Origin of the sequence: Streptomyces sp. NPDC048277, assembly GCF_040652235.1 — a bacterium.
Classification (GTDB): domain Bacteria; phylum Actinomycetota; class Actinomycetes; order Streptomycetales; family Streptomycetaceae; genus Streptomyces.
This window is the reverse complement of record NZ_JBEZLQ010000002.1, coordinates 631,832-656,150: the sequence shown is the minus strand read 5'-3', so window position 1 is coordinate 656,150 and position 24,319 is coordinate 631,832. Positions and strand designations below refer to the sequence as shown.

The 24,319-nt window shown below is 70.6% G+C and carries 22 protein-coding genes; 10 read left to right on the top strand and 12 right to left on the bottom strand.

Annotated features, from left to right (window positions below):
* Positions 1-1,269, top strand: coding sequence for a tyrosine--tRNA ligase (gene tyrS, locus AB0D85_RS07680; protein WP_362315079.1), 1,269 nt, complete (start codon positions 1-3; stop codon positions 1,267-1,269).
* 83 nt (positions 1,270-1,352) lie between these two features.
* Here the strand turns inward: tyrS and AB0D85_RS07675 are convergent, their stop codons facing one another.
* Complete coding sequence (locus AB0D85_RS07675) at positions 1,353-1,631, bottom strand: GlsB/YeaQ/YmgE family stress response membrane protein (RefSeq protein WP_362315077.1); 279 nt, start codon at positions 1,629-1,631, stop codon at positions 1,353-1,355.
* A gap of 245 nt (positions 1,632-1,876) precedes the next feature.
* On the opposite strand from AB0D85_RS07675, the gene AB0D85_RS07670 reads away from it, so the two are divergent.
* Both AB0D85_RS07670 and AB0D85_RS07665 read left to right on the top strand, forming a co-directional pair.
* A complete protein-coding gene (locus AB0D85_RS07670) occupies positions 1,877-2,278 on the top strand; it encodes a DUF3099 domain-containing protein (RefSeq protein WP_362315074.1) in 402 nt (133 codons plus the stop codon).
* A gap of 197 nt (positions 2,279-2,475) precedes the next feature.
* The gene (locus AB0D85_RS07665; RefSeq protein WP_362315071.1) at positions 2,476-2,685 is read left to right on the top strand and encodes a hypothetical protein; all 210 of its coding nucleotides are present in this window, start codon (positions 2,476-2,478) and stop codon (positions 2,683-2,685) included.
* A gap of 11 nt (positions 2,686-2,696) precedes the next feature.
* Here the strand turns inward: AB0D85_RS07665 and moaA are convergent, their stop codons facing one another.
* From moaA to AB0D85_RS07650, 3 genes are all read right to left on the bottom strand, one after another.
* The gene (gene moaA / locus AB0D85_RS07660; protein WP_362315068.1) at positions 2,697-3,686 is read right to left on the bottom strand and encodes a GTP 3',8-cyclase MoaA; all 990 of its coding nucleotides are present in this window, start codon (positions 3,684-3,686) and stop codon (positions 2,697-2,699) included.
* A gap of 154 nt (positions 3,687-3,840) precedes the next feature.
* On the bottom strand, positions 3,841-5,469 hold the full coding sequence (locus AB0D85_RS07655) for a cation acetate symporter (protein WP_362315065.1): 1,629 nt from the start codon (positions 5,467-5,469) through the stop codon (positions 3,841-3,843).
* Complete coding sequence (locus tag AB0D85_RS07650; RefSeq protein WP_362315062.1) at positions 5,466-5,822, bottom strand: DUF485 domain-containing protein; 357 nt, start codon at positions 5,820-5,822, stop codon at positions 5,466-5,468. The genes AB0D85_RS07655 and AB0D85_RS07650 overlap by 4 nt, the downstream gene beginning before the upstream one ends.
* A 328-nt stretch (positions 5,823-6,150) precedes the next feature.
* Between AB0D85_RS07650 and AB0D85_RS07645 the strand changes: the two genes are divergently transcribed.
* The 4 genes from AB0D85_RS07645 to AB0D85_RS07630 all read left to right on the top strand — a co-directional run bounded on the left by AB0D85_RS07645 (position 6,151) and on the right by AB0D85_RS07630 (position 11,834).
* Positions 6,151-7,677, top strand: coding sequence for a S8 family serine peptidase (locus AB0D85_RS07645; RefSeq protein WP_362315059.1), 1,527 nt, complete (start codon positions 6,151-6,153; stop codon positions 7,675-7,677).
* A gap of 63 nt (positions 7,678-7,740) precedes the next feature.
* Complete coding sequence (locus tag AB0D85_RS07640) at positions 7,741-9,249, top strand: S8 family serine peptidase (RefSeq protein WP_362315056.1); 1,509 nt, start codon at positions 7,741-7,743, stop codon at positions 9,247-9,249.
* 51 nt (positions 9,250-9,300) lie between these two features.
* On the top strand, positions 9,301-10,677 hold the full coding sequence (locus tag AB0D85_RS07635; protein WP_362315053.1) for a CoA transferase: 1,377 nt from the start codon (positions 9,301-9,303) through the stop codon (positions 10,675-10,677).
* Between the two features lie 149 nt (positions 10,678-10,826).
* The gene (locus AB0D85_RS07630; RefSeq protein ID WP_362315050.1) at positions 10,827-11,834 is read left to right on the top strand and encodes a CopD family protein; all 1,008 of its coding nucleotides are present in this window, start codon (positions 10,827-10,829) and stop codon (positions 11,832-11,834) included.
* 24 nt (positions 11,835-11,858) lie between these two features.
* On the opposite strand, the gene AB0D85_RS07625 is transcribed toward AB0D85_RS07630, so the two are convergent.
* The 3 genes from AB0D85_RS07625 to AB0D85_RS07615 are packed head-to-tail and all read right to left on the bottom strand — an operon-like array spanning position 11,859 to position 14,470.
* Complete coding sequence (locus AB0D85_RS07625; protein WP_362315047.1) at positions 11,859-12,905, bottom strand: zinc-dependent alcohol dehydrogenase family protein; 1,047 nt, start codon at positions 12,903-12,905, stop codon at positions 11,859-11,861.
* Between the two features lie 36 nt (positions 12,906-12,941).
* A complete protein-coding gene (locus tag AB0D85_RS07620; protein WP_362315045.1) occupies positions 12,942-13,607 on the bottom strand; it encodes a lysoplasmalogenase in 666 nt (221 codons plus the stop codon).
* Positions 13,604-14,470, bottom strand: coding sequence for a sterol desaturase family protein (locus AB0D85_RS07615; RefSeq protein WP_362315042.1), 867 nt, complete (start codon positions 14,468-14,470; stop codon positions 13,604-13,606). Before AB0D85_RS07615 ends, AB0D85_RS07620 begins: the two co-directional genes overlap by 4 nt.
* Before the next feature lie 151 nt (positions 14,471-14,621).
* Between AB0D85_RS07615 and AB0D85_RS07610 the strand changes: the two genes are divergently transcribed.
* The gene (locus tag AB0D85_RS07610) at positions 14,622-17,714 is read left to right on the top strand and encodes an NACHT domain-containing protein (protein ID WP_362315039.1); all 3,093 of its coding nucleotides are present in this window, start codon (positions 14,622-14,624) and stop codon (positions 17,712-17,714) included.
* Positions 17,715-17,718: 4 nt separating this feature from the next.
* On the opposite strand, the gene AB0D85_RS07605 is transcribed toward AB0D85_RS07610, so the two are convergent.
* The 5 genes from AB0D85_RS07605 to AB0D85_RS07585 are packed head-to-tail and all read right to left on the bottom strand — an operon-like array spanning position 17,719 to position 22,688.
* Positions 17,719-18,432 carry a VIT family protein gene (locus AB0D85_RS07605; protein WP_362315037.1) on the bottom strand — a complete coding sequence of 238 codons (714 nt, stop codon included), beginning with the start codon at positions 18,430-18,432 and terminating at the stop codon, positions 17,719-17,721.
* A 54-nt stretch (positions 18,433-18,486) separates the two neighbouring features.
* Positions 18,487-19,713 (bottom strand): amidohydrolase family protein, encoded by a 1,227-nt coding sequence (locus AB0D85_RS07600; RefSeq protein WP_362315034.1) that lies wholly within the window; start codon positions 19,711-19,713, stop codon positions 18,487-18,489.
* Complete coding sequence (locus tag AB0D85_RS07595; protein WP_362315031.1) at positions 19,710-20,996, bottom strand: amidohydrolase family protein; 1,287 nt, start codon at positions 20,994-20,996, stop codon at positions 19,710-19,712. Before AB0D85_RS07595 ends, AB0D85_RS07600 begins: the two co-directional genes overlap by 4 nt.
* A gap of 13 nt (positions 20,997-21,009) precedes the next feature.
* The gene (locus AB0D85_RS07590) at positions 21,010-21,894 is read right to left on the bottom strand and encodes an SDR family NAD(P)-dependent oxidoreductase (RefSeq protein ID WP_362315028.1); all 885 of its coding nucleotides are present in this window, start codon (positions 21,892-21,894) and stop codon (positions 21,010-21,012) included.
* Complete coding sequence (locus AB0D85_RS07585; RefSeq protein WP_362315025.1) at positions 21,894-22,688, bottom strand: acetoacetate decarboxylase family protein; 795 nt, start codon at positions 22,686-22,688, stop codon at positions 21,894-21,896. Before AB0D85_RS07585 ends, AB0D85_RS07590 begins: the two co-directional genes overlap by 1 nt.
* Before the next feature lie 274 nt (positions 22,689-22,962).
* On the opposite strand from AB0D85_RS07585, the gene AB0D85_RS07580 reads away from it, so the two are divergent.
* Together AB0D85_RS07580 and AB0D85_RS07575 are read left to right on the top strand one after the other, a co-directional pair.
* Positions 22,963-23,952, top strand: a complete 990-nt coding sequence (locus tag AB0D85_RS07580) for a DEDDh family exonuclease (protein WP_362315023.1) — start codon at positions 22,963-22,965, stop codon at positions 23,950-23,952.
* 92 nt (positions 23,953-24,044) lie between these two features.
* On the top strand, positions 24,045-24,278 hold the full coding sequence (locus AB0D85_RS07575) for a hypothetical protein (protein ID WP_362315020.1): 234 nt from the start codon (positions 24,045-24,047) through the stop codon (positions 24,276-24,278).
* The last annotated feature ends 41 nt before the right edge of the window (positions 24,279-24,319 follow it).

The window sequence follows — 24,319 nt, the reverse complement described above, 5'->3', positions numbered from 1 at the left end:
GTGACGGACATCGTCGACGAGCTGAAGTGGCGGGGGCTGTTCGCCCTGTCCACTGACGAGGACGCTTTGCGCAAGGCGCTCGCGGACGGTCCCGTCACGTTCTATTGCGGTTTCGACCCGACCGCGCCGTCCCTGCACGTCGGGCACCTGGTCCAGGTGCTCACCGTGCGCCGGCTCCAGCAGGCCGGGCACCGGCCGCTGGCGCTGGTGGGCGGTGCGACGGGCCTGATCGGCGACCCGCGCCCGACGGCCGAGCGCACGCTGAACGACCCGGAGACCGTCGCCGGCTGGGTCGGCAAGCTCCGTGCCCAGATCGAGCCGTTCCTGTCCTTCGAGGGCGAGAACGCGGCCGTCATGGTCAACAACCTCGACTGGACCGAGGGCCTCTCCGCGATCGAGTTCCTGCGGGACATCGGCAAGCACTTCCGTGTCAACAAGATGCTCACCAAGGACTCCGTGGCCCGCCGCCTGGAGTCCGACCAGGGCATCAGCTACACGGAGTTCAGCTACCAGATCCTCCAGGGCATGGACTTCCTCCAGCTGTTCCGGCGGTACGGCTGCACGCTCCAGCAGGGTGGCAGCGACCAGTGGGGCAACCTCACGGCCGGCCTGGACCTGATCCACCGCCTGGAGCCGCACGCCGATGTGCACGCGCTGGCGACGCCGCTGATGACCAAGGCGGACGGCACGAAGTTCGGCAAGACCGAGGGCGGTGCCATCTGGCTCGACGCGGAGATGACGACGCCGTACGCGTTCTACCAGTTCTGGCTGAACGTGGACGACCGGGACATCTCGACGTACCTGCGGATCCTGTCCTTCAAGTCCCGTGCGGAGCTTGAGGAGTTGGAGAAGCAGACGGAGGAGCGGCCGCAGGCTCGGGCCGCGCAGCGGGCGCTGGCCGAGGAGCTGACGACGCTCGTGCACGGCGCCGACCAGACGGCCGCGGTGATCGCCGCGAGCCGTGCCCTGTTCGGGCAGGGTGAGCTGGCGGAGCTGGACGACCGGACGCTGGCGGCTGCGCTGTCCGAGGTGCCGCATGTCCAGGTCACCGAGCTGGCGCCGGTGGTCGACCTGTTCGCCGAGGTCGGGCTGGTGGCCAGCAAGTCCGCTGCGCGGCGGACCGTGAAGGAGGGCGGGGCCTACGTGAACAACGTGAAGGTGACCGCCGAGGATGCGGTGCCGGATCCTGCGGAGCTGCTGCATGGGCGGTGGCTGGTGCTGCGGCGGGGGAAGAAGAATCTGGCGGCCGTGGAGGTCGTGGGTTCGTAAGCGCCGTAGGGGTGCGGGGGCGCTGCGGAGTGCCGGTGCGTTGTGGCTGGTCGCGCAGTTCCCCGCGCCCCTGACGGGGCGCTTCAGATGCGCTGCTTTCGTTTGCCCAGGGTTGCCATGTACGCCATGTCGCCCAGGAAGACGATGATGATCGCGGCGACCAGCTGGAAGATGTGGCGGGTCCAGTCGATGCCCGGTGTCGCCGCCACGCCCACCGCGCGGGCGATCGCGTTGCCGGCGATCGCGCCCAGCATGCCGAAGATGGTGGTCAGCCAGAGGGGGCTGTGCTGCTTGCCCGGGATGACGGCCTTCGCGATCAGGCCCAGTACGAATCCCACGATGATCGCCCACAACCAGCCCATGGCTGCCTCCTCGTACGGCTCGACGTGAGCATTACGCCAAGTCTGGGTCCGTCCGCCGTACGGCGCATGTCGGTACACCCCTACATGGTACGGCGCAGGGCGTTCACGCAGGCGGGAGGGCGACCCGGTCTCGAAGGCGGCGCAGGCGCGGCGTAACGTGGAATCAGTCCTGGCCCGGTTCCCCGTACGGGTGCGGACAGGGTACGGGCCGGGGAGAGTCCGATGCGGGCGGATGGTGGATTGTGATGCGGAAGCAGCGCGGCGGCAGTGGCAGCGGCCAGGTGTTCCGGATCAGCGGAGCCCGTACCGGCCTGACGGAGGACGTGCGCGGCCGGCAGCGGCGATACGTGATCTCGATGTCGGTCCGAACCGTCTCGGTGATCCTGGCGGCCACCTTGTGGAACGTCGAGCGGTATGTCGCCGTCGTGGCGCTGGTGCTCGGGGCCCTGCTCCCGTATGTAGCGGTCGTCATCGCCAACGCGGGCCGGGAACGGCCGCCCTCGCTTCCCTCCACGTTCGGTGTCGCGCCGACCCGGCTGATGATCGCGGCGCCGCGCGCGGAGGACCCGCCCAGGGAATCCGTTCCGGAGGACGTGGTGGCGGATCCGGCGGCTGGTGTGCGTGACGAACGGCCGGAGTCCGTCTGAGCACAAAGCTCAAGAAAAGCTCAGATCAATCGTGCTGTTCCAGTGCCGGGCCAAGGGTGACCCATGACATACTGCGTACGCGCTCCGCATCCCCCGTCGGAGCGACGGACCGACGCCGGGCAGCTCCCCCCGTGGCTGCTCGGCGTCGCCTTGTTTGCGGGGCTTTTTTGCAAGACGACACAGTGCGAGTCGAAGCAGTGAGTGACGTTATCTGTTCAGCGAAGGGTTGCCGGGCCGAGGCCGTGTGGGTTCTCGCCTGGAACAACCCCAAGATCCACACCCCCGAGCGGCGGAAGACCTGGCTCGCCTGTGAGGAGCACCGGGAGCATCTCTCGCAGTTCCTCGGAGTTCGGGGCTTCCTGAAGGATGTCGTGCTGTTGCGGGAGTGGGAGCAACACGGGGACTGAGCGGGACCGGGCTAGCCCCCGATCGCGGACATCGGCCGGTCCGGCTGTATGAACGACGGGTCGTCCAGCCCCGCTCCCGCCTTCTTCCCCCACATCGCCAGCCGCCAGATGCGGGCGATCTCCTCGTCGGATCCGCCCGAGCGCAGGGCGCCGCGCAGGTCTGTCTCCTCCCTGGCGAACAGGCAGGTCCGTATCTGGCCGTCGGCCGTGAGGCGGGTGCGGTCGCAGGCCGCGCAGAACGGGCGGGTGACCGAGGCGATGACGCCGACGCGGTGCGGGCCGCCGTTCACCAGCCAGCGCTCCGCCGGGGCCGAGCCGCGGTCGTCGGCGCCCTCGGGGGTGAGGTCGAAGCGGGTGCTGAGCGAGGCGAGGATGTCCCCCGCCGTCACCATGCTGTCGCGCTTCCAGCCGTGCTGGGCGTCCAGGGGCATCTGCTCGATGAAGCGCAGCTCGTAGGCGTGGTCGAGCGCCCAGGCGAGGAGGTCGGGGGCCTCGTCCTCGTTCAGGCCGGGCATCAGGACCGTGTTGACCTTGACGGGGGTGAGGCCGGCGTCGTGGGCGGCCCGGAGGCCGTCGAGGACGTCCTGGTGGCGGTCGCGGCGGGTCAGGGTCTTGAAGACGTCCGGGCGGAGGGTGTCGAGGGAGACGTTGACCCGGTCGAGGCCGGCCGCCTTCAGGGCCGTCGCGGTGCGGCGCAGTCCGATGCCGTTGGTCGTCAGGGACATCTGGGGGCGGGGGGTCAGCGCCGCCACCCGCTCCACGATGCCCACCAGGCCGGGGCGCAGCAGCGGCTCGCCGCCGGTGAAGCGGACCTCCTCGACGCCCAGCAGGCGCACGGCGATGTCGATCAGGCGGACGATCTCGTCGTCCGTGAGCAGGTCGGGCTTGGCCAGCCACTGCAGGCCCTCCTCGGGCATGCAGTACGTGCAGCGCAGATTGCACCGATCGGTCAGCGACACTCTCAGGTCGGTGGCCACTCGGCCGTATGTGTCGATGAGCACGTGGGCCCCCTCCCTCGTTCCGGACCAGTTCTCTGCCGTCACTTGCGAGCCTACGTGACGGCACTGACAACGTCAGAGGCCCGATGCCACGAGGTACGACGCGGCCGCGTCGTAGGACCCTACGATCCCGTCGACGCGGCCAGTCGTACGAAGCTCAGTGCGCTCCGGTGCCTGTCAGGGACCGCACCTCCAGCTCCGCGTACTTGGCGGTGTCCGGGGCCTCCTTGGACAGAAGGGTGCCCACGATGCCCAGGAGGAATCCGACCGGGATCGAGATGATGCCCGGGTTCTCCAGTGGGAACCAGTGGAAGTCGACGCCCGGGAACATCGACGACTCCTTGCCGGACACCACCGGCGAGAAGAGGACCAGACCGACCGCGGTGACCAGGCCGCCGTAGATCGACCACAGGGCGCCGGCGGTGGTGAACCGCTTCCAGAAGAGGCTGTAGAGGATGGTCGGCAGGTTGGCGGAGGCAGCGACCGCGAAGGCGAGGGCGACCAGGCCTGCGACGTTCAGGTCGCGGGCGAGTGCGCCGAGGACGATCGAGACCGCGCCGATGCCGACGGTGGCCCAGCGGGCGGCGCCCAGCTCCTGCTTCTCGGTGGCCTGGCCCTTCTTGATGACGTTGGCGTAGATGTCGTGCGCGAAGGAGGACGAGGACGCCAGGGTGAGGCCGGCGACCACCGCGAGGATCGTCGCGAAGGCCACCGCCGAGATGGTGGCCAGCAGGATCGCGCCCCAGTTGGAGTCGACGCCGCCCAGGTGCAGCGCGAGGAGCGGGGCCGCCGTGTTGCCGGCCTTGTTGGAGGCGATGATCTCGTCCGGTTTGATCAGCGCGGCCGCGCCGAAGCCGAGGGCGAGGGTCATCAGGTAGAAGGCGCCGATCAGGCTGATCGCCCAGATCACGGACTTACGGGCGGCCTTCGCGGTGGGCACGGTGTAGAAACGGATCAGGATGTGCGGCAGGCCCGCGGTGCCCAGGACCAGGGCGATGCCGAGGGAGAGGAAGTCCAGCTTGCTGGTGCCGGTGGCGCCGTACTTCAGGCCGGGCTCCAGGAAGGCGGACCCCTTGCCGCTGTTGTCGGCGGCCTTGCCGAGCAGGTCGGAGATGTTGAAGTTGAACTTGGCGAGGACCATGAAGGTCAGCAGCAGGGCGCCCGCGATGAGCAGGACGGCCTTGACCATCTGGACCCAGGTGGTGCCCTTCATGCCGCCGATGGTGACGTAGACGATCATCAGGACGCCGACCAGGGCGACGATGCCGATCTTGCCGGCGTCGCTGGTGATGCCGAGGAGGAGGGAGACCAGGACGCCCGCTCCCGCCATCTGGGCCAGGAGGTAGAAGATCGAGACGACGATCGTGGACGTGCCGGCAGCCGTACGGACGGGACGCTGGCGCATGCGGTACGCCAGGACGTCGCCCATGGTGTAGCGGCCGGAGTTGCGCAGCGGCTCGGCGACCAGGAGCAGGGCGACGAGCCAGGCGACCAGGAAGCCGATGGAGTAGAGGAAGCCGTCGTAGCCGAAGAGGGCGATGGCGCCGGCGATGCCGAGGAAGGACGCGGCGGACATGTAGTCGCCGGAGACGGCGAGGCCGTTCTGGAAGCCGGTGAACTGGCGGCCGCCCGCGTAGAAGTCGGCGGCGTCCTTGGTCTGGCGGCCGGCCCAGACGGTGATGACGAGGGTCGCGGCGACGAACACCGAGAACAGGGTGATGATCAGCGCCCGGTGGTCGCTGGCCTCGCCGGCGGCGAGCAGGGCGGTGTGCTGTGCGGGGCTCATGCGCCGTCCTCCATCCGGGACTTGATGGCCTCGGCCTTGGGGTCGAGCTTGGTGGCGGCGTGCCGTGAGTACCACCAGGCGATGAGGAACGTGGTGAGGAACTGGGCGAGGCCGAGGACCAGGGCCACGTTGATGTTGCCGACGACCTTGGTGCCCATGAACCCGTCCGCGTAGTTGGAGAGCAGGACGTACAGCAGGTACCAGGCGATGAAGGCGAAGGTCAGCGGGAAGGCGAAGGAGCGGTGGGAGTGCCGCAGTTCGGCGAACTCCGGACTCTGCTGCACCTCGGCGAACTCCTCGCTGGAGGGAAGCCGGGTCTGCGTGTTCGAGGGCGGTGGTGTCTCGGTAGCCACGGAGTCTCCTCGCGATACGGACATGCGGATTCTGACCTCACAGACACTTGGATCACTTACCTGGAGTGATGGAGCGACTCCCGTAAGTGATACCGACAGGGGGCCTCGATCCTGCTGCGGCTCCCTGCCCAAGGTCACGGCGCCACGCGTGGACGGGTTCAACTCGCCCGGGTTCTTTCGGAAGTCGTCCGCGCGGGTCGCCCTTGGTCATTGCTGGCCGGTGAGTGCGGGAGATAGCTTCACCCTGCACCACCCGTCATGTACCTGCCCAAGCGGCACCTGCGTCCTGGGCGGTTTCGGATGCTGTTCCGGATGATGTGGAGACCCCATGGCTCATCTGCGTTCCAGACGTGGGCTGGCGCTCGCCGTCCCGGTCGTCCTGTCGCTGACCGCGTCGCTCGGCCTGCTGCCGACCGCGGCCTCCGCGGCCCCGCCGACGGCCCCGGCAGCGCAGTCGGCGGACGGGCCGAACCTGGCCTACGTCGTCAACACCAGGACGGATCACCGCACCATCGAGTCGGTGCGGCAGGCGATCGCCCGCAACGGCGGCACCGTCGTCGTGTCGTACGACAGGATCGGTGTGATCGTCGTGCACTCGGCGAACCCGGGCTTCGGTGCGGCGATGCGCGCGGTGCGCGGGGTGCAGTCGGCGGGGGCCACGCGGACGGCACCGCTGAGCGCGGCGGGGAGCACGGACGAGGGCGCCGTGCAGGTTCTGTCGAAGGCGGAGGCCGCGAAGGTCGAGCAGCGGTCGGCGACGGGCCAGGAGCCGCTTGAGGCCGACCAGTGGGACCTGCGGGCGATCGGCGCCGACAAGGCCGCCGCGATCGACCCGGGGAGCCGCTCGGTGACCGTCGGCATCATCGACACCGGCGTCGACGACACCCACCCGGACATCGCCCCGAACTTCTCCGCCTCGCAGTCCGCCAACTGCGTGAGCGGCAAGGCGGACACGACGTACGGCGCCTGGCGGCCGGCGGACGCCGCCCACTACCACGGCACGCATGTCGCCGGTGAGATAGCCGCCGCCCGCAACGGCATCGGCGTGGCGGGCGTGGCACCGGGCGTGAAGGTCGCGAGCATCACCGTCGCACAGCCCGACTCGACGCAGCTGTTCTACCCGGAGAGCGTCGTCTGCGCGTTCGTGTTCGCCGCCGACCACGGCATCGAGATCACCAACAACAGCTACTACGTTGATCCATGGCTGTACAACTGCATGGACGACCCGGATCAACGTGCCATCGTTGACGCGGTCAACAGGGCGCAGCTGTACGCCCAGAGCAAGGGCACGCTCAATGTGGCCGCGGCGGGCAACTCGAACGACGACCTCGACTCGCACGCCCTCGTCGACGACTCCAGCCCCGACGACTCGACGGCCACGACCCGGACGGTCGACCCGCACGAGTGCTTCGACGTGCCGACCCAGCTGCCCGGCGTGGTCACGGTGAGCGCGGTCGGCGTCAACGACACGAAGTCCTACTACTCCAGCTACGGACTGGGCGTCATCGACGTGGCGGCCCCGGGCGGCGACAAGTACCAGATCCCGGACACGCCGTCGAAGAACGGCCGCATCCTGTCCACCCTGCCGGGCGACCGGTACGGCTTCCTCCAGGGCACCTCGATGGCGACCCCGCACGTGGCCGCGGTGGCCGCGCTGCTGAAGTCGGCCCACCCGCATGCCACTCCGGCCCGGTTGCAGGCCCTGCTCAAGGCCGAGGCGGACAACCCGGGCTGCCCGACGGGCCCGTACGACGGGGACGGCGACGGTGTCGTGGACGCCACCTGTGCGGGCGGCAAGCACGTCAACGGCTTCTACGGCTTCGGTGTCGTCAACGCGCTCCGCGCGGTCAAGTGACCCCTTGAGCAGGACTTCCCGCACGGCATGCCCGTTTCGCCCACGAACCGGAGGCTCCCACCCATGACAGTGCCCCAGCCCCGCCACCGCCGCGTCCTCGCCGTCCCGCTCGGCATGGCCATGGCCGCGGCCCTCGCGTTCCTGCCGAACGTCTCGGCGTCCGCGGCCGACACCGGTGACGGGACATCGCTCAGCTATGTCGTCAACGTCCGCCCCGGGCACGGCACTTCGGAACGCGTCCAGAGGGCGATCGACCGGGCCGGCGGTTCGGTGGTGATCGCGTACGACGAGATCGGCGTCATCGTCGTCCACTCGTCGAACGCCGACTTCGCCAGGATCATCCGCCAGGTGCCGGGCGTGGACTCGGCCGGGGCCACGCGCAACGCGCCGCTGCCCGCCCAGTCGACCACCGACGTCGGCACCCCCGAGGTGCTCAGCTCCGAGCAGGTCGCGGAGGCGGACGCGCAGGCCACCGACGGGCAGGACCCGCTGGAGCCGTTGCAGTGGGACCTGCCCGCCATCAGGGCCGACAAGGCGCACGAGGTGACCCTGGGCAGCCCGAAGGTCACCGTCGCCGTCATCGACACCGGCGTCGACGACACCCACCCGGACATCGCCCCGAACTTCGACGCGGCCGCGTCCACCAACTGCGTCTCGGGCAAGCCGGACACGACGTACGGTGCCTGGCGGCCCAGCGCCTCGGAGAGCCCCCACGGCACGCACGTGGCGGGGGAGATCGCGGGCGCCAAGAACGGGATCGGCATCACCGGGGTGGCGCCGGGCGTCAAGGTGGCGGGCATCAAGGTCGCCACGTCGGCGGGGTACTTCTACACCGAGGCCGTGGTCTGCGGCTTCGTCTGGGCGGCCGAGCACCACGTCGACGTCACCAACAACAGCTATTACACCGATCCCTGGTACTTCAACTGCACCGACGACCCGGACCAGAAGGCGCTCGTCGACGCCATCACCCGCGCCTCCCTGTTCGCGGAGAAGAAGGGCACCGTCAATGTGGCGGCGGCCGGCAACGAGAGCTACGACCTGGCCTCCGACTCGATCACCGACCCGGTGTCGCCGAACGACGGCACACCGCGCGACCGCGTGATCGACCCGCACAAGTGCTACGACATACCGACCCAGCTGCCGGGTGTCGTCACGGTCGCGGCGACCGGCGCGAAGGGCCTCAAGTCGTCGTTCTCCAACTACGGCCTCGGGGTCATCGACATCGCCGCGCCGGGCGGCGACGCGACGGCCTACCAGAAGCCCGAGCCCCCGGCGACCAGCGGCCTGATCCTGGGTCCGCTGCCGGGCGGCAGGTGGGGCTACATGGCGGGTACGTCGATGGCGACCCCGCATGTCGTCGGTGTCGCCGCATTGATCAAGTCAACCCATCCGCATGCCTCCCCCGCCCTGGTGAAGGCCCTGCTGTACGCCGAGGCGACCGCCACGCCGTGCACCGACCCGTACGACATCAACGGCGACGGCAAGGTCGACGCGGTGTGCCAGGGCTCGAAGAACCACAACGGCTTCTACGGCTGGGGCACGGCCGACGCGCTGGCGGCAGTGACCAGGTAGTGGCCGGGTGAGGTCGCCATATTGATTCAGTCAATAATGCATAGTGCAGTCATGACTGGAATCAACTATGCGTGGTCCGCGCTGGGCGGCGATCCGTCGCTGCCCGCGCGGATCACGACCGTGGCACGCGAGGGCACGCTTCAGGCACACCTTCCGGTACGGCAGCTCGCACGCGCGTGCGTCGGCGTGTGCGCGCTGGCCGCCGCCGAACTCGGGGCGCGGCGGGCCGGTACCACGGAGCTGCCCGGGGTTCGGGTGGACGACGGGGCGGTCTCGGCGGCGTTCACCAGTGAGCGGCAGCTGCTGGTCGACGGGCGGGCTCCCGTGCAGTTCGCCCCGCTGTCCCGGTTCTGGCGCACGGCCGACGGGTGGGTCCGCACCCACGCCAACTACCCGCACCACAGGGTCCGGTTGCTGAGCGCGCTGGGGCTGCCGGAAGGCGCCTCGGCCGAGGACGTGGCGGCGCGGATCGCCGAGCGGCCCGCGCGGGAGGTGGAGGACGCGGTCCACGGCGCCGGCGGGCTGGCCGTGGCGCTGCGCTCGCCGCAGGACTGGGCCGAGCACGGGCAGGCGGTCGAGGTGGCCGCGCGTCCCCTGGTCGAACGGGGCAGGCTGGACACGGCGCACGCGCGCGTGCTCGCGCCGCTCGACACCGGCTCGTCTCCTCTGCTGCCCGCGGCCGGGCTGCGCGTCCTGGATCTGACCCGGGTGCTGGCCGGCCCGGTCGCGACCCGCACGCTGGGACTGCTGGGCGCGGACGTCCTGCGGCTGGACGCGCCGTGGCTGCCCGAACTCCCCGACCAGCACGCCGACACGGGCTTCGGGAAGCGGTCGGCGACGCTCGACCTGACGACCGACCGCGCGGCCTTCGAGGAGTTGCTGGCCTCGGCGGACGTCGTGGTCACCGGGTACCGGCCGGGCGCGCTGGACCGGTTCGGGCTCTCCCCCGAGGCGCTGGCCGAACGGCGGCCGGGGCTGGTGGTGGCCCAGGTGTCGGCATGGGGTGCGTACGGGCCGTGGGGCGGGCGGCGCGGCTTCGACAGCCTGGTGCAGGTGGCCACCGGCATCGCGGAGATCGAGGGCTCGGCGGACCGGCCGGGCGCGCTGCCGGCGCAGGCACTGGACCACGGCACCGGCTATCTGCTGGCGGCGGGCGTGCTGCGGGCACTGACCGAGCAGTCGTACGACGGGGGCGGCAGGTTCGTACGGCTGGCCCTGGCGCGCACCGCGCGGTGGCTCATGACGGAGATCGAGCCGGGCACCGAGACCGGTGCGCCCTACGAGGGCCCGGACGCCTGGCTCGCCGAGACGGACAGCGCGCTGGGGCGACTGCGGTACGCCCGGCCGCCGCTGTCCTTCACGGGCGGCCCGGCCGACTGGGCGCGGCCTCCGGTGCCCTGGGGGTCGGCTCCGGCCCGGTGGGCATAGCCGCGGGTGTCCGGGTGGCCGGATCCGGTCTGTTGGGCGTCGACCGTGCGTGCCAGGGTGGCCGGAAACGTACGAATGGGTGGAATGCCGTTCCGTCGGCTGTTTTCCTGTACTTGCCCGGCTCTGTCATGGCTGGTGGAGATCATGGGGTGACGTTGACACGACCGACCGCCGAGGTGGCCGCGAGCGGCCCCGCCGGACGCCCCGGGACCGGCCGGGCCGTCGCCGTCCTGGTCCTGGTGTCCCTGGCCGCGCTGGTGCCGCTGCTCGGGCCGTCCGTCGCGCTGCACGGCACCGGGGAGGCGGCCGCGCCGGGGGTGGGCGGCATCGCGTTGCTGCGCGGGGTGCTGCTCGCCGCTCTGTGTGTGCCGTCGGGCGAGCTGTTCGTGGACCGGCTGGCCCGACGACTGCCGGACGCGCCGGCCGAACGCCCGTACAGCTGGGCGGTGTTCGCGGCCGCCGCCGGTTTCGTGGCCGCGCTGGGGCTCGCGTCGGTCGTGTCGACGGGCAACCTGGTGCCGCGCTCTCTCGCCGACATCGACGTGGGCGGCCTGTACCAGTCGCGCGACGGCAAGGTGGCGCTGGTGGAGGTCAACGCCTTTCTGCTGGCCGGTCTGTGCGCCCGCTCGCGCCACCCGGCGGCCCAGGTGTGGCCGCTGGCCGCGGTGGTCGCCGCCGAGGCGCTGCGCGCGCATCCGGCGCCCGAGCACAGCCCGTTGCTCGGCTCGGCGCTGACGCTGGTGCATCTGACGTGCGCGACGCTGTGGGTGGGCGGTCTGCTGCACGCGCTGCGCATGCTGCGGCGGTGGGGCGGCCAGGAGTCCGGGGCCGCGCTGCTCGGGCTCTACGCGCGCGTGGCCGCCGTCCTGCTCGCGGCCATCACCGCCACGGGTGTGTGGAGCGCGCTGCGGCGGATGCCCGCGGGCACGATCCTGGACCAGCTGACGACGACGGCGTACGGGCGCACCCTGCTGGCCAAGGTGATCCTCGTCGCCGCCGTCGCCGTGCTCGCCCTGTGGGCTCGGTTCCGGCTGCGCCGTGCGGCCGACCCGCTGACCGCGTACGTCCCGGCGCGGGCCGAGGTGGCCGTGCTGGGGCTGGTGGTCGCGGTGTCGGGGGTGCTGACGGCGCTGCCGCTGCCGATCAGATGGACTTGATCAAGTATTGATCGGGACGTTGATTCAGCCGTTGGTCACGAGCACCTTCAGGGCGGTGCGCTCGTCCATCGCCTTGTAGCCGTCGGGCACGCCCTCGATGTCGACGGTCAGGTCGAAGACCGGCGACGGGTCGATCGTGCCGTCGAGGACGTCGGGCAGCAGGTCGGGGATGTAGGCACGGACCGGGGCGACACCGCCGCGCAGGGCGATGTTCCGGTCGAACATGACGCCGAGGTCCAGGCCGGTGCCGCTGCCGTGCGGCACGCCGACGAAGCCGATCGCGCCGCCGTCCCGGCCGATGTTGACGGCCGTCCGCATGGACTGCTCGGTGCCGACGGCCTCGACGACGGCGTGCGCGCCCTGGCCGCGGGTGAGTTCGCGGACGGCCTCCACGGCCGCGTCCCCGCGCTCGGCGACGACGTCGGTGGCGCCGAAGCGGCGCGCGATGTCGGTCCGGACGGTGTGCCGGCCCAGCGCGATGATCCGCTCGGCACCCAGCCGCTTCGCGGCCAGCACGGCGCACAGACCGACCGCGCCGTCCCCGACGACCGCGACCGTTGCGCCAGGACGGGCGCCCGCGCCGAGGGCCGCGTGGTGGCCGGTGCCGAGCACGTCGGAGAGGGTCAGCAGGGCGGACAGCAGGCGGTCGTCCGAGGCCGCGTCCTTGGGCAGTTGGACCAGGGTGCCGTCGGCGAACGGCACGCGCACGGCCTCGCCCTGCCCGCCGTCGTACCCCACGGCACCCCAGAAGCCGCCGTGCTCGCAGGACGTCGTCAAGCCCTCGCGGCAGTAGTCGCAGACGCCGTCGGACCACATGAAGGGGGCGACCACGAGGTCCCCGCGCCGCACCGTGCCCACCTCGGAGCCGGTCTCCTCGACGACACCGAGGAACTCGTGCCCGATGCGCTGCCCCGGCTGCCGGGCCGCCTCACCTCGGTACGCCCACAGGTCGCTGCCGCAGATACAGGCGCGCAGCACCCGTACGACGGCGTCGGTGGGCAGTTGCACCACGGGCTCGGGGACGTCCTCCACGCGCATGTCGAACGGGGCGTGGATGGTGGTGGCGCGCATGGCGAGGGTCCTTCTCGTGCGAGGTCGTGGGTGCGCTCAGGGGGTGGTGGAGCGCACTTCACGGTACGCCGTAGCCGGTGCCGGTCGCGCGTCGAGGGTGCCCCGGACCAGCAGGAACTGCGCGGCCACATAGGTCAGCATGATCCAGAAGTCGGGCCTCGGCAGCTGCGGCCAGCCGGCGACGCCGGTGGCGATGAGGGTGTCGGAGAGCATGAAGAGCGCGCCGCCGAGCCCCGCGACCGGGCGGAGCCGGGTGGCCGCGGTGTACGCCATCGCGGTCAGCAGCGTGCTGTAGCCGGCGACGGGGACCCGGAGGCCTGCGGGCAGGTCCGGCCACAGCAGGACGACCAGGGTGACGAGGGCGGCGGCGTAGACGGGGACGAGGATGCGCGCACGCGCGCGTGGCGGGCCCTGGCGGCGGAAGAGGACGAGGTAGCAGACGTGTCCTGCGGCGAAGGAGGCCATGCCCGCCATGAAGGCGGGGCCGGCGTCGGAGAGGAGCAGGACGTCGCCGCCCCAGCCGCACAGCAGGGCGGCGACGAGGAGCCGCGGGCCGCCCGCGCGGGCGGTACGGGCGGCGAGCAGGGGCATGAGCAGCGGCTTGGCGACCAGGTGTCCGGCGCGGAAGCCGACGGCGAGGGAGACGAGGTCGAGGACCGTGGCGAGGACGAAGGCGCCCAGCAGTATCCGGGGCGCTCTCACGCGGCCACGGATTCCTCGGTCTGTTCCGCGACGGCCGCCGGTGCCCAGCCAGGTCCCCGGAACACCCGCCCGGCCCGCTCCCGCCAGCCGCGGGCGGCCTTCAGGTCCCTTCCGATGGCCATGTACTCATGGGTGGCCACCTTGATCGGGTTGAACGTGTTGATGTTCTTGGTCAACCCGTACACGGGTCGCTCAACCTCGGGCGCATAGGACCCGAACAGCCGGTCCCAGACGATGAGGATCCCGCCGAAGTTGCGGTCCAGGTAGCCGCCCTGGGAGGCGTGGTGCACCCGGTGGTGGGACGGCGTGTTGAACACGGACTCGAACCACCGGGGCATCTTGTCGATGCGCTCGGTGTGGATCCAGAACTGGTAGACGAGGTTCGCGGAAGAGCAGAAGGCGAGCGCGGCCGGGTGCACACCGGCGGCGACGAGCGGGACGTAGAACGGCCAGACGGTCAGCGAGGTCCAGGGCTGGCGCAGCGCGGTGGTCAGGTTGAACTTCTTGCTGGAGTGGTGGACGACGTGGCAGGCCCACAGGATGCGGATGACGTGGTGGCCGCGGTGGGACCAGTAGTAGAAGAAGTCCTGCGCGAACAGCATCAGCGGAACCGTCCACCACAGGACGGGAACGCGCAGCGGGGTGAGTTCGTATATCCCTGTGTAGATCGCGACGATCGGGATCTTCCAGACGAAGTCGAAGACGATCGACCCGAGCCCCATGCCGACGCTCGTGGCCGCGTCCTTGGTCTCGTACCCGGCGGCATCGTCGTCGGGATGGATGCGGTAGCTGATCACCTCGATCACGGCGAGCAGCACGAATGCGGGTATCGACCACAGCACGACATCGGGCAGGTTCGGCATGCAGGCACCGTAGAACCGCAGGTCGGCTGCGCCTAGACGTCGTTACCCACAAGTATGACCGGCGGTATGCGCTTGCTTGTTGGCGATCTCCGCCAATGGGCGGGCGGCCGGTCCTAGGATTCCGGGGGCGCCGACAGGGGGAGGCCGGGGGATGCAGGGGCTCGAGGTGGTGCTGGTCCGGCTGGCGTCGACGGTGGCCCAGACGGTCGCGAAGTCGCTGCTCACGCGCGCGCCGGGGGCCGGTCTGGTGCCGGATCCGGTACGACCGCTGCCGAAGCCTGCGGGGCCGGATCGGCTGGCACGGGTGCTGGGCGGGCGGATCGCGGGGGCGTACGCGGGACTCCCGGAGCACGAACGCCTGGCCGCGGTGGCGGCCGTACAGGACACGTTCGCGGCGGCGGCGCTGGACGCGGACCGGCTGTTCGCCGCGGACCTCGACCCGCGACGACTGGCGGGAGACCTGCACCGGCCGGTGCGCGACCTGGCGGAGCCGGCACAGGAGCTGTACGGGGAGCTGCTGGGCCTGTGCTGCGAGCACCTGGTGGAACAGCTCACCACACATCCGTCGTTCGCGGCGCGGGCGGCGGTGGAGCAGACACGGCGGACCGGGAGGCTGTTACGGGAGCGGGAGGCGGCCGAGTCCGGGGACGGGCTCGGGTCCGGTAACGAGAGCAGCTTCGAAGGGCGATACACGCGATTCGCCGCCACCATGCACGCGCGGCTGGAGCTGTTCGGGGTGACGCTCGGTGGGCGACGGCGGGCCGAGTGGTCGCTGGAGACGGCGTATCTGAGTCTCACGGTGAGTGGAGAACGGCGCTACGAGCCCCAGCACGAGGGCATGCCCGAGGCACCGCCGACGCCGGTGAAGGTGGAACAGGCGCTCGCGACGGCGGGGCACCGGTTGCTGTTGCGGGGCCCGGCAGGGTCGGGCAAGTCGACGCTGCTCCAGTGGCTGGCGCTGAATGCGGCGCGGCAGAGTTTCGGGGCGGAGCTGGCGGACTGGAACCGGTGTGTGCCGTTCGTGCTGCGTCTGCGGTCGTTCCGTACGCCAGAGGGCCTGCCGATGCCGGCGGACTTTCTGACGGCATCGGGAGTGCCGTTGCAGGCGCCGGACAGCTGGGTCGAGGGGCTGCTGCTGAGCGGCCGCGCGTTGGTTCTGGTGGACGGCGTCGACGAGGTGCCGGCTCGGTTGCGTGAACGCACGGAGCACTGGCTGCGGTCGCTGGTCACCGCGTTCCCCCGGGCTCGGTACGTGGTGACGACCCGGCCGTCCGCGGTTCCTGAGGACTGGATGGCCGGGCAGGGGTTCAGCGCGCACACTTTGCTGCCGATGGAGCGGGACGACATCAGGACGTTCGTACGGCACTGGCATGACGCGGCGCGGCTGGAGTGCGGGGCGGAGGCGGCCGAATCGGAGGTCCTGGACCGGTATGAGGCGAGCCTGAACGAGGCGGTGGCGACGCGGCGGGATCTCGGGCGGCTGGCCACGAACCCGTTGATGTGTGCGTTGCTGTGTGCGCTGAACCGGGACCGGCGGATGCGGCTGCCCCGGGCACGGAAGGAGTTGTACGACGCGGCCCTCGACATGCTGCTGGTGCGTCGGGACACGGAGCGGGAGATCGCCTCGGTGGAGGGGGTCTCGCTGTCGAGGGACGAGCAGACCGCGCTGTTGCAGCGGCTCGCCTACTGGATGATCCGGAACGGGCAGGTGGAGGCGGCTCGGGACGAGGTCGTCGGCATGCTGGAGCAGTGGCTGGCCGCCATGCCCCAGGTGCGGGAGCAGGGGAATGCGGGGCAGGTGTTCTCGCATCTGCTGATCCGCAGTGGGCTGTTGCGCGAGCCTGTGCCGGGGTACGTCGACTTCGTCCACCGGACCTTTCAGGACTACCTGGGGGCGAAGGCGGCGGTGGACGCGCGGGACTTCGGGGTGCTGGTGCGCAACGCGCATGACGATCAGTGGGACGACGTCGTGCGGATGGCGGTGGGCCACGCCCGCGTGGAGGAACGGACGCGGTTGCTACGGCAGTTGTTGCGGCGGGCAGAGAAGGTGCAGAAACACCGGGAGCGGTTGGTGTTGCTGGCCGCGGCGAGTCTGGAGCATGCGCCGGAGCTGGAACCCGAGGTGAGGCGGGAGGTGGAGGAACGGACGGAGGGGTTGTTGCCGCCGCGTTCGTTCGAGCAGGCGGAGGCCTTGGCACGGGCAGGGGAGTTGGTGCTGGAGCTGTTGCCGGGGCCTGACGGGTTGACGAAACGGGAGGCAACGGCGGTGGTACGCACCGCCGGATCGATCGCAGGCGACGCAGCTATGGAGATCATCGCCCGATTCCGTCAAGACGAACGGCTGCCGGTTCGTGCCGAGCTTGACTCCGCATGGTCGTCATTCGACACCATCAAGTACTTCGAGGCGATTCTCGAAGGTACGGTGGTGGCCGGACAGACACTCAGCTTCGATACTGTCGAAAAGCTGACGCTCCTGCCACGCTTTCCACAACTCGCTTATGTAACCCTGGTCGGTGACCATGGACTCCCGCCAGAGGTTCTCACTCACACACCCCTGAAACTTCTCAAGCTCACCAACAATTCCACCGTGAGTGATTTATCGCCACTGCAAGCGCTTCCCTGCCTAAGGACGTTGACTCTCGACAACTGTCGATCCGTCACCGACCTCGGTACCCTTTCCGGGCTCCGGATAACAAACCTGCATGTCTATCGCCCTGCCGAGCAGCTCTCATTGGCGCCCTTGGCCGACCTGCCAGAACTCTGCCACCTGACGTTCGACTTCGCAGCCCTGGAAACCAGTCTGGCAGAGCTGAGCTTCGCGCCCCGGCTCAGGGGTCTTGGATTTTTCCGACAGGGATGCATCACGGCGCTGACAGGGATAGAGGCCATGACTTCCCTCGAATGGCTCACCGTCAATGAAGAACAACAGTGGCGCGATTTCCTCTCGGCCGGGGTATTTTCACCACTGAAAACAATCCAGATTCTGGATGTACCCCGTATCGACCTCACCGAACTGCTATGCCACCAAGGACTGACTCGGGTATTTCTTGGCAAGGTTGCACAAGCGGACCGTATCGCCAGCCTCACCGAACTTCCGTATCTAGAACTTGTCAGGTTCTCCCGCTGCGGCCCAATCGACTTGACACCTCTTGCTCCTCTACATCACCTCAAGATCGAGCTCTACTCCTGCGACCAAGTGCAAGGAACCGAGCTCTTCCCCGCCGACCGCCTCCTCATCGACTGACCCCTCACACCCCCGCCGCCCCCAGCAGACTCCCCGCCGCGTACGTCACGCCCATGGCCAACGCCCCGCCGATCACGTTCCGCAGGACCGCCCGTCCCGGCGCCGCCGCTCCCAGCCTCGCGCTGGCCCAGCCCGTCAGGACCAGTGCCGCAAGTACCGACCCCACCGTCACCGGCAGGCGCCAAGCGGCGGGTGGCAGCACGATTGCCAGCAGGGGCAGCAGGGCCCCCACCGTGAACGCCAGGAAGCTCGCCAGTGCCGCGTTCCACGGGTTCGTCAGTTCGTCCGGGTCGATGCCGAGTTCCACGCTCGCGTGGGCCCTCAGCGCGTCCCGTTCCGTCAGCTGGACCGCCGCCTCGCGAGCCACCTCGCGTGACAGGCCGCGCCGTTCCAGCAGCTCGGTCAGCTCCTCCAGTTCCGCCTCCGGCTGCTCCTTCAGCTCGCGTTTCTCCTGGGCCAGCGCGGCCAGTTCCGAGTCACGCTGGGTGGACACCGAGACGTACTCGCCCGCCGCCATCGACATCGACCCGGCGAGCAGGCCGGCCAGGCCCGCCGTCAGCAGGGCGTTGCGGTCGGCCGTGGCGCCCGCGACGCCGACGACGAGTCCCGCCGTCGAGACGATGCCGTCGTTCGCGCCGAGCACGGCCGCCCGCAGCCAGTTGAGCCGGGAGCCGAGGGCTCCCCCATGGGCCTCGTTGTCGTGCGTTGGTTCCGTCACAGCAGGGAGGATCGCACCCCGAGCACCCCGAGGTGCGCTTCCGCCGCACCGACGTCACCAGACCCGTACCGAAGCCCCCCGCGCGAACACCGGACTCGTCGCGTCCGCCGGCGGCTCCGGCAACGGCTCCGCGATCTCGGCGGCAGTGGGTCCCACCTTCGCCGCGATCGGGTCCAGGAGGGCCAGGTCGAAGCCGTAGACCCGGGCCGCGTTGCCGCCCAGCATCGCCGTGAGCTCGTCGCGCGGGACGCCGGCGAAGGCGAAGCGCAGGCCCTCCCGCGTGTACGGGTACGTCCCTTCGTCGTGCGGGTAGTCGCTGCCCCACATGATCTTGTCGAGGCCGATACGGTCCCGCAGCGGCACCTCGTGCGGGCGCATGAAGCTCGCGCCGACGAAGCAGTTCTCGTGCCAGACCCGGGAGGGGGGCTCGCCCATCGACTCCGCGAGGCCGACGCCGAACTTCGACTCCGCGGTCGTCGCGCGCGTCGCCGCGGCCAGCATGCGGCCGTGGTAGTAGTCCAGCATGGCCAGGACCCCGGGGATCCAGCCGGAGCCCTGTTCGGTCAGGACGAGTTTCAGGTCCGGGTGGCGGCGGAAGGCGCCGCCGAAGATCAGGTGCCACAGCGCCCGGTGCGAGAACCAGGTCGTCTCGACCATGAAGACCGCGCGGGCGGCCGGTTCGTCGCCGAGCGGCGGGGACGCCGAGCCCGCGTGGTGGTTGACGGGCACGCCGAGTTCCGTGCAGACGGCCCAGATCGGGTCGTACACGCGCGCGTGGAGCTCGGGAAGGCCGGAGCCGGGGGGAGTACCGGGCAGGAGCAGTCCGCCCTTCAGCCCGGCGTCCGCCGCCCAGCGGATCTCCTTGACCGCCTCCTCTACGTCGTTCAGGAGGATCTGGAAGACGCCCGCCCGGCGGCCCGGTGCCGAGGCGCAGAAGTCGGCCAGCCAGCGGTTGTGGGCGCGCAGGCCCGCCCACCGCCGTTCGAACTCCGCCGCCGTCGGCGCGGGGGCCATCAGGGAGCCGGAGGGGAAGAACGGCGGGATGGTGTTCGGGAAGATCACCTCCGCGACGATGCCGTCCTCCTCCAGCTCCGCGAGCCGCCGGGCGGAGTTCCAGTTCCGGTCGGCGGAGTCGGCGAGCAGGTCCTCGTACGGGTTGACGTACGTCGCCGCCCAGGCGTCGAAGTCGTCGTGGTGGCCCTTCTCCAGGTACGGCTTGTAGTCGAGGAGGTCCGCACCCGCGTGGCAGTCGGCCGAGATCACCGTGTAGCGGTCGTTCACCGCGTCACCCCCAGGGTCGGGAAGTCGTTGTCCGTCAGCCAGTGACGGCCCACCTCGCGCGAGCGGGCCCAGGAGGCCTCCACGGCCGCCTGGTCGGCCGGCTGGTCCAGATCGGCGGGGGTAGGGCCGATGCGGCGGGCCAGCGGGGTCAGGCGCTCCACGTCGAAGCCGAAGACCTCGGCCGCCGCCAGGCCCAGCATCCGGCGGGTCTCGGCCACCGGGATGTCGTGGAAGGTGCGGCGCAGCCACGCGCGCGTGTCGGGCCAGGTGCCCTCGGGGTGCGGGAAGTCGCTGCCCCAGAGGATGTTGTCGACGCCGATCTCGTAACGCTGGGCGAGTTCCCGGCGTTTGGTGTTGGTCGCGCAGATGAAGACCTGCCGGTCGAGGTACTCGCTCGGGGGCCGCTTCAGCTCCTCGAAGGGGGACAGCTTCTTGCCGCCGTGCGCGCCCAGGTAGAGCCGGTCCATGAACCACAGGAGGTTGGGCAGCCACCAGCACCCCGACTCGGCGACTCCGAAGCGCAGTCCGGGATGGCGTTCGAAGACACCGGACCAGAGCAGGAACCACAGGGGGCGGGCGGGCCACCAGGTCACCTCGCTGACGAAGATGCCCAGATGGTCGCCGTACTCGTGGCGCGGGGCCGAACCGGAGTGTGTCGTCACCGGCATCCCGCACTCGGCGGCCGCCGCCCAGACGGGGTCGTAACGGCGGTCGTGGTACGGCTCCCTGTCGCCCCACATGGCCGGGATCATCAGGGCGCCGAGGCCGGACTCCCTGGCCCGGTGGATCTCGGCGACCACCTTCGGCACGTCGGCGGTGACGGGCAACAGGGCCACCCCGCAGTGCCGTTCGGGGTTCTCGGACACGAACTCGGCCAGCCAGCGGTTGTGCGCCCGCGCGCCGGCCATGCCCAGCTCCGGATCGTGGTCGCCGGACAGGCCGAGGCCGACGCCGAAGGGAGCGGCGGTCCGGCTGTCGACGGCGTCGGCGTCCGGGAACACCACCTCGGCCGCGACCCCGTCGCCGTCGAGCTCCTTGAGCCGCTGCGCGGTGTCCCAGCCCCCGCGCAGCCCCTCCTCGTTGTCCTGGAACCACTTCGTCGCGAACGCCTCGTTGCGGATGCCGAGCCGGGTCATCTCCTCCCGGCGGCGCTCGCGCCCGGCGAGGAACTCGTCGAAGTCCCGGTGGAACCGGGCGTCCAGATAGGGCCGGTACTCCTCGGTGGGCAGCCCGGCGTGGCAGTCGGAGGAGATGATCAGATACGGATCGTCGTAGGCGGTCACCACTGCCCCCTGTTCAGTCCAGGATGAAGCTTTCGAGGTACGACGGGTTCGTCCGGTCCAGCATCGAGCGCGCTCTCGCCCGGATCTGGGCGTCGCTGTGCCCGCTCTCCGGCAGCAGCCAGAAGCGGTCCGCGCGGATGCCCGCCACGACGAACTCGGCGACCTCCTCGACGGGCGTGAAGGCGACCTCCTCGCCCGCCGCGCGCATCGCCGCCTCCCACTGGTCGAGGCTGCGGTACGGCGTCCTGCGCGGCCGTTCCTTGGCGTACCTGGCGGGCCGGTTGCGGTGCGACTCCCACAGGCCCGTGCGCAGCATGTGCGGCCCCGGGAAGAGCACCGAGGCGCCCACGCGCGCGTGCTCCGCCTTCAGATGGGCGTACAGGGACTCGGTGAGCGTGACGACGGCCGCCTTCGTGACCGCGTAGACGGAAGCCGTCGGCAGCGGCGCGATACCGCCGTCGCCGGATGATGTATTGACCACATGACCGGGTTGACCCGAGTTGATCATCCTCGGCAGGAAAGCCTGTACACCGTTGAAAACGCCCCACACATTGACTTCGAACGCCCACTTCCAGTCGTTCGGTTCGTGCTCCCACATGCGGCCCTCGGCGCCCGATCCGACCCCGGCGTTGTTGCACAGGACGTGCACCGCGCCGTACGTCTCGTAGGCCGACTCGGCGAGTTCCAGGACCTGTTCGCGGACGCCGACGTCGACCACGCGCGCGTGCACGTCGGCGCCCTGTGCGCGCAGGCCGTCGGCGGCCTTCTCCAGCGCGGCGGCCTCGACGTCGGCGAGGACCACCTTGAGGCCCTCCTCGGCGAACCGCCGGGCCATCGCGAGCCCGAGGCCGCTCGCCGCGCCGGTGACGACGGCGACCTGTCCGGCACGGAGTTCCATCAGCCCTCGCTCCCTTCCGGGGGCGCGTCATGGATCTGGCGCGGGTCGTCGTAGCGCTGGTGGACGTAGGGCAGCAGGGCCTGGGCGTCGACCCGTTCGACGACCCGGCCGCGCTGGTCGCTGGTCTTCTCGCCGAGGGTGATGTCCAGCAGGCGCAGCACCGGGAGGTCGGCGACCGGGTCGTACACGGACTCGCGGAGGATCACCTCCCCCGTCACCCGCTCCAGTCGGCGGACCTTCTCCTCGCGGACGCAGTGCACGAGGACCGGGTCGCCGTCGAAGCCCGAACCGTCCACCGCGGGAAGGAACTTGAAGTAGAAGTCGGTCTTCGGGGCGGGCTCGGGCAGCGGCAGCGGGCCGTCGACCGTGCCGCTCACCTCCACGAAGGCGACGCCGTGCCGGGCCAGTGCCGCGCGGACGAGGCCGCCCTCGCGTTCGACGGTCACCTCGCCGAGCTTCTTGGGCTCGCCGAACACCTCGCGGCCGCCGGTCAGGGCGCGCTCATGGGTCATCGGCATCACCAGCGGGTACCAGCCCTCGACCGTGCCGTGCGCGGCGGCGACCGCGAACGAACCCGCGCCGAGCGGGTATCCGGGCAGTTCGACCTTGCTGATGTTGACCCGGGCCAGGGGCCGGCCGGTGGGCTTGAGCGGGGGTGGCAGCACGGCCGCGACCGCGTCCGGGTCGGTCTCCCAGACGGCCACCACCCCGGTGGACCAGACGTCCGGGAGCTTCGTGGTGCGCGCGGCCGCGATCTCCCGCTCGGTCCGAGCGCCGTACCGTACGCGTGCCATCCGTCGTACCGCCCTTCCGTCGACCGCCGTCTGCGCCGCGTCGGCGCGGAGTCGTCGCGTCGGCGCGCCGGGCGGGGAGCACGCTTGCACCGGGCGGCGAAAAGGTCCATAGCCGCGCGAAGGGCAATCGGGACAAAGGTCCACGGGCGCAGGAAAAGCGATCGGGACAAGGGGCCGTGGCCGTGCGAAGGGTCGTCAGGACTTTCGAACGGGCGGGTGCCGGAGGCGGCCTGACGGACCGGACTGTCGGCCGGGGCCCGTATCCTCAATGACCATGCTCGAAGACCGTACGACCGCAGTGTCCCCCGGCACCCCGTGGCCGGCCGCCTATCCCAAGGGGTACGCGGTCGTTGACGTGGAGACCACCGGACTGGCCCGGGACGACCGGATAATCTCCGCGGCCGTCTACCGGCTGGACGAGCGCGGCGAGGTCGAGGACCACTGGTACACCCTGGTCAATCCGGAGCGCGACCCGGGTCCGGTGTGGATCCACGGTCTGACGAGCGAGGTGCTCGAAGGCGCGCCGCTCTTCACCGACATCGCCGAGGAGTTCTCGGCCCGGCTCGACGGCCGGGTGCTGGTCGCGCACAACGCGGTCTTCGACTGGCAGATGATCGCTCGCGAGTACGCGCGCGCGAAGACCGAGGCCCCGGTGCGGCAGCGGCTGTGCACGATCGCGCTCTCCAAGGAGCTGGCTCTGCCGCTGCCCAACCACAAGCTGGAGACCCTGGCCGCGCACTTCGGTGTCGTACAGCGGCGGGCGCACCACGCGCTGGACGACGCGCGCGTGCTCGCGGAGGCGTTCCGGCCCAGTCTGCGGGCCGCGGCGGCGGGCAACGTACGGCTGCCGCTGCTCGAGTGCCGGCCGCTGACGGAGTGGTCGGACACGCCCCGCATCGGGCAGCAGGCGAGCGGAGGCTACGGCGGCTACCGGCCGAACGGCTGGCGGCCGTCCCGCAAGCGGCCGGCCTGCCCGTACCCGAATCCGGGGCGGTACGAGGACGGCAAGCCGCTCAGGCAGGGCATGCGGGTGGCGTTCTCCGGGGACACGTCGATCGACCGGGAGCTCCTGGAGGACCGGGCCGCGGAGGCCGGCCTGCATGTCTCGACGAGCATCTCGCGGCTCACCAGCCTGCTCGTCACCAACGACCCGGACTCGGGTACGTCGAAGGTGGTCAAGGCCCGCCAGTTCGGCACCCCGGTCGTCGACGAGGCGGCCTTCGGGCAGTTGCTGCGGGACGTGGCGCCGGCGGCGGAGAAGTGATCCCGCGGGGGGACCGTACGGACGGGTGATTGCCGTGCGACTCGCCCGGCGCCCGCTCGCCCCCGCGAGGACGACCGCCCACCCTGTGGCGCATGGCGAAATGCGAAGTTTGCGGCAATGACTACGGAATGACCTTCGAGGTGCACGCCCAGGGCGCGGTCCATGTCTTCGACTGCTTCTCCTGTGCGATCCATCGCATGGCCCCCCAGTGCGAGAACTGCAAGGTCTCGATCATCGGCCAGGGCGTCGAGGCCGAGAACCAGTGGTACTGCGGCGCGCACTGTGCCCGTGAGGCCGGGAAGGCGGGGATCGTCGACCGCGTGTGACCCGGTACCCGCCCGATCGCGCCCCACGACCGAGTTGTACG

Coding starts and splice junctions, on each gene's coding strand:
- AB0D85_RS07575 (WP_362315020.1), top strand. CDS start 24,045: ATGGCGAAATGCGAAGTTTGCGGCAATGACTACGGAATGACCTTCGAG.
- AB0D85_RS07675 (WP_362315077.1), bottom strand. CDS start 1,631: ATGGGCTGGTTGTGGGCGATCATCGTGGGATTCGTACTGGGCCTGATC.
- AB0D85_RS07615 (WP_362315042.1), bottom strand. CDS start 14,470: ATGCCGAACCTGCCCGATGTCGTGCTGTGGTCGATACCCGCATTCGTG.
- AB0D85_RS07610 (WP_362315039.1), top strand. CDS start 14,622: ATGCAGGGGCTCGAGGTGGTGCTGGTCCGGCTGGCGTCGACGGTGGCC.
- AB0D85_RS07590 (WP_362315028.1), bottom strand. CDS start 21,894: ATGGAACTCCGTGCCGGACAGGTCGCCGTCGTCACCGGCGCGGCGAGC.
- AB0D85_RS07625 (WP_362315047.1), bottom strand. CDS start 12,905: ATGCGCGCCACCACCATCCACGCCCCGTTCGACATGCGCGTGGAGGAC.
- AB0D85_RS07580 (WP_362315023.1), top strand. CDS start 22,963: ATGCTCGAAGACCGTACGACCGCAGTGTCCCCCGGCACCCCGTGGCCG.
- AB0D85_RS07640 (WP_362315056.1), top strand. CDS start 7,741: ATGACAGTGCCCCAGCCCCGCCACCGCCGCGTCCTCGCCGTCCCGCTC.
- AB0D85_RS07645 (WP_362315059.1), top strand. CDS start 6,151: ATGGCTCATCTGCGTTCCAGACGTGGGCTGGCGCTCGCCGTCCCGGTC.
- AB0D85_RS07585 (WP_362315025.1), bottom strand. CDS start 22,688: ATGGCACGCGTACGGTACGGCGCTCGGACCGAGCGGGAGATCGCGGCC.
- AB0D85_RS07655 (WP_362315065.1), bottom strand. CDS start 5,469: ATGAGCCCCGCACAGCACACCGCCCTGCTCGCCGCCGGCGAGGCCAGC.
- AB0D85_RS07635 (WP_362315053.1), top strand. CDS start 9,301: ATGACTGGAATCAACTATGCGTGGTCCGCGCTGGGCGGCGATCCGTCG.
- AB0D85_RS07670 (WP_362315074.1), top strand. CDS start 1,877: ATGCGGAAGCAGCGCGGCGGCAGTGGCAGCGGCCAGGTGTTCCGGATC.